This is a genomic window from Streptomyces sp. CLV115, assembly GCF_038448545.1.
Taxonomy (GTDB): domain Bacteria; phylum Actinomycetota; class Actinomycetes; order Streptomycetales; family Streptomycetaceae; genus Streptomyces; species Streptomyces sanglieri.
This window is the reverse complement of the sequence record NZ_JBCEWQ010000303.1, coordinates 1-3,689: the sequence shown is the minus strand read 5'-3', so window position 1 is coordinate 3,689 and position 3,689 is coordinate 1. Positions and strand designations below refer to the sequence as shown.

The following is a 3,689-nucleotide window of genomic DNA, read 5'->3' as shown; positions in this document are numbered from 1 at the left end:
GTCCGATTCCCGGTCGAAGCGGGATCCTGCTTTTTCGCTTTCCAGTTCTTCGCTTTCGCGTTTCCCTTTCCGGCGAGTCCGACTCTATCAGATCCTTTCGGGCCTGATTCCCAGTCAGCGGGGCTTGTCCTCCCGGCCGTTGGGCCGTTCCGACGAGTGAGACTTTAGCGGAATCCTCGGCCCCGACGCTAATCGGGGTCGCGTTCCTTCGAACGCGGATTCCTCATTCCGCAAATGCGCACAGAAAGTCCGGCGACAGATGTCGCTGGTCAGATGTGGTTACTGCGGATTGGCTGTCCGGGGACCGACCGGAGTCGGCGCTCACGTCGGACAACTCGGAGCACATTACGGATGCGGGACGGGTGTGTCAACCCCGGTCGGGGTCCGGTTGCCGGTGGAAGGCCAGGCGGTAGTCACGGGGACTGGTGGACAGGTGGGTGGCGAAGTGCTGGCGCATGGTGACCTCGCTGCCGAAGCCGGTGCGGCGGGCTACCTCGGGGAGGGGGAGGTCGGTGCGTTCGAGGAGCTTCTGAGCTGCGGCGATGCGCCGGGTGATCAGCCAGCGGAGCGGGGTCGTGCCGGTGGTGGCCTGGAAGCGGCGGGCGAAGGAGCGGGAGGACATTCCGGCGCGGGCGGCGAGGGCGGCGACCGTGTGCGGTTCGGCCAGATGGGCCAGGGCGAAGGCGCGTACCGCGGCGAGGGTGTCGGCGTCGCGGTCGGCTCGGGGGGTGGGGTGCTCGATGAACTGGGCCTGGGTGCCGGTGCGGAACGGGGCCGTGACCATCGAACGGGCGATCGTGGCCGCGGTCTCGGCGCCGTGCATCGTGCGTACGAGGTGGAGGCAGAGGTCGATGCCGGCGGCGGTGCCGGCCGACGTCCAGATGTTGTCGTCGTGCAGGAAGAGGGCGTCCTGGGTCACCTTCGCCTCGGGGTGGCCGGCGCGGAGGTCGTCAGCGAGGCGCCAGTGGGTGACTGCTCGGCGGCCGTCCAGGAGTCCGGCCTGGGCGAGTGTGAAGGCGCCTCCGCACAGGGAGGCGACCGGGGCGCCTCGGGTGTGGGCGCGGCGCAGGGCCGCCAGGACCGGGGCGGGGGCCGGGGTCAGGTGGTCGTCGAGGCCGGGGACGACGACGAGGTCGGCGTGGGCGAGCCAGGCGAGGCTGCGGTCCGGGGTGAGGGAGAGTCCGCCGCGCAGCGCGATGGGGGCCGCTTCCGCGGCGGTGCGGCGCAGCTCGAAGGGCGGAACGCCACGGTCGGTGCGGTCGACGCCCCAGACCTCCGTGATGACCGAGACGTCGAAGGCGCGTACGCCGGGAAAGGCGACGAGTGCGATGCGGGTGGGGTCGGGGGTGGTCGCCATCGTGGCAGTAAAGCATCGATCGATGGCTTTGTGACCTCTGGGACGTGGGTGCGTCGGGCGGCAGGATCGTTCGTATGGAGATCGCAGAGAACGCGGCGCTGATCGTGGTGGACGTGCAGGAAGGCTTCGAGGAGGAGGCGTACTGGGGGCCTCGGAACAACCCGGAGGCGGATCGGAACATCGCGGGGCTGATCGATGCCTGGCAGTCGAGCGGGCGGCCGGTGGTGTTCGTACGGCACGACTCGTCCAAGCCGGATTCGCCGTTGCGGGCGGGGCAGCCGGGCAACGGCTTCAAGGGGTACGTGGAGGAGCGGCGCGGGAAGGGCGACGGGCCCGGGCTGTTGCTGACGAAGAGTGTGAACTCCGCCTTCTACGGGACGCCCGACCTCAAGGAGTGGCTGGACCGGAGCGGGATCCGGCAGCTCGTGGTGATCGGGATCCAGACCAATATGTGCGTCGAGACGACGGCGCGGATGGGCGGGAACCTCGGGTACGAGGTGTTCGTCCCGCTGGATGCGACGCACACCTTCGACCTGACCGGGCCGTGGGGGTGGAAGCAGAGCGCGGACGAGCTGGCGCGGGCCACCGCCGTGTCGTTGCACGGCGGTGGGTTCGCGAAGGTGGTGCGCAGCGCGGAGCTGATCGCCGCCGCGGGATAGTGCAGCCGTGCGTCGGTACGGGTCAGCCGTTGCCGGAGGCGAGTTCGCGGCTGCGGTCGCGGGCGGCTTCGAGGGCGGCGATGAGGGCGGCCCGTACGCCGTGGTTCTCCAGCTCGCGGATGGCGCTGATGGTGGTGCCGGCCGGGCTGGTGACGGCTTCGCGCAGCTTGACGGGGTGTTCGCCGCTGTCGCGGAGCATCACTGCGGCGCCGATGGCGGCCTGGACGATCAGGTCGTGGGCCTGGGCGCGGGGCAGGCCGAGCAGGATGCCTGCGTCGGTCATGGCCTCGACGAGGAAGTAGAAGTACGCGGGGCCCGATCCGGACAGGGCGGTCGCCGCGTCCTGCTGGGACTCGGGAACGCGGAGGGTCTTGCCGACCCCCTTGAAGATCGCCTCGGCGGCGGCGAGGTGGTCGGTGGTGGCGTGGCTGCCGGCCGAGATGACGGACATGCCCTCGTCGACGAGGACGGGGGTGTTCGGCATGACGCGTACGACCGGGGTGCTCGCGGCGAGGCGGTCCTCGATGAAGGCGGTCGTGATGCCCGCGGCCGCGCTGATGACCAGGCTGTCGGGGGTGATGTGCCCGGCGAGCTCGTCCAGGAGCCGGCCCATGTCCTGGGGCTTGACCGCGAGGATGAGGATGTCGGCGCGGCCGGCGGCCTCGGCGTTGCTGACGGAGTCGACGCCGTAGCGGTTGCGGAGTTCCTCGGCGCGCTCGGAGCGGCGGGTGGTGACCAGCAGGTTCGCCGGGCGCCAGCCTGCCCGGATCATGCCGCTGAGCAGTGCCTCGCCGATCTTGCCGGTGCCGAGGACTGCGACTGTCTGGGTCATGTGGTTCACCCTCCGGGCTGTGCTGACGGTTCTCGGTGCTCGTGTCCGCCATCCTCGCACCGGCCCGGTCAGGCGCTGCGGCGGCGGAGGGTGGCGGCCCCGAGGGCGAGTACGAGGACGGCGCAGCCCGCCACGATCAGTACGTCACGGACGAAGTCGCCGGTGATGTCGGGGTGGCCGAGGACCTCGTTCATGCCGTCGACCGCGTACGACATGGGCAGCACGTTCGAGATCGCTTCGAGGGCGGGGGCCATGCGGTCGCGGGCGATGAACAGTCCGCAGAGCAGGAGCTGCGGGAAGATCACCGCGGGCATGAACTGGACGGCCTGGAACTCGGACCTGGCGAAGGCGGAGACGAACAGGCCCAGCGCCGTGCCGAGCAGCGCGTCGAGCAGGGCGACCAGGAGCAGCAGCCACGGGGAGCCGATGACGTCCAGGCCCAGCGCCCAGACCGAGACCGCGGTGGCCAGGAGGGACTGGACGATCGCCACGGCGCCGAACGCGAGTGCGTAACCGGCGATCAGGTCGCCCTTGCCGAGCGGCATCGCGAGGAGGCGTTCGAGGGTGCCGGAGGTCCGTTCGCGCAGGGTGGCGATCGAGGTCACCAGGAACATCGTGATCAGCGGGAAGATGCCGAGCAGCGAGGCGCCGATGGCGTCGAAGGTGCGGGGGCTGCCGTCGAACACGTACCTGAGCAGGGTGATCAGCACGACCGGGACCAGGAGCAGCAGGGCGACGGTGCGGGCGTCGTGGCTGAGCTGGCGCAGGACCCGGGCGGCGGTGGCGAGGGTGCGGGCCGGGCTCAGGAGCGGGGTGGTGGTCGCCGGGGGCGGTGTCGGGG

The 3,689-nt window shown here is 70.7% G+C and carries 4 protein-coding genes; 1 reads left to right on the top strand and 3 read right to left on the bottom strand.

Annotation, left to right across the window (positions count from 1 at the left end):
• Positions 1-367: 367 nt before the first annotated feature.
• Positions 368-1,357, bottom strand: a complete 990-nt coding sequence (locus tag AADR41_RS41545) for a GlxA family transcriptional regulator (RefSeq protein ID WP_342287624.1) — start codon at positions 1,355-1,357, stop codon at positions 368-370.
• Between the two features lie 74 nt (positions 1,358-1,431).
• On the opposite strand from AADR41_RS41545, the gene AADR41_RS41540 reads away from it, so the two are divergent.
• A complete protein-coding gene (locus AADR41_RS41540) occupies positions 1,432-2,016 on the top strand; it encodes a cysteine hydrolase family protein (RefSeq protein ID WP_342287622.1) in 585 nt (194 codons plus the stop codon).
• A 22-nt stretch (positions 2,017-2,038) separates the two neighbouring features.
• On the opposite strand, the gene proC is transcribed toward AADR41_RS41540, so the two are convergent.
• On the bottom strand, positions 2,039-2,848 hold the full coding sequence (proC, locus tag AADR41_RS41535; RefSeq protein WP_342287620.1) for a pyrroline-5-carboxylate reductase: 810 nt from the start codon (positions 2,846-2,848) through the stop codon (positions 2,039-2,041).
• A gap of 68 nt (positions 2,849-2,916) precedes the next feature.
• Positions 2,917-3,654, bottom strand: a complete 738-nt coding sequence (locus AADR41_RS41530) for an ABC transporter permease (RefSeq protein ID WP_342287625.1) — start codon at positions 3,652-3,654, stop codon at positions 2,917-2,919.
• Between the last annotated feature and the right edge of the window lie 35 nt (positions 3,655-3,689).

Coding starts and splice junctions, on each gene's coding strand:
- AADR41_RS41545 (WP_342287624.1), bottom strand. CDS start 1,357: ATGGCGACCACCCCCGACCCCACCCGCATCGCACTCGTCGCCTTTCCC.
- proC (WP_342287620.1), bottom strand. CDS start 2,848: ATGACCCAGACAGTCGCAGTCCTCGGCACCGGCAAGATCGGCGAGGCA.
- AADR41_RS41540 (WP_342287622.1), top strand. CDS start 1,432: ATGGAGATCGCAGAGAACGCGGCGCTGATCGTGGTGGACGTGCAGGAA.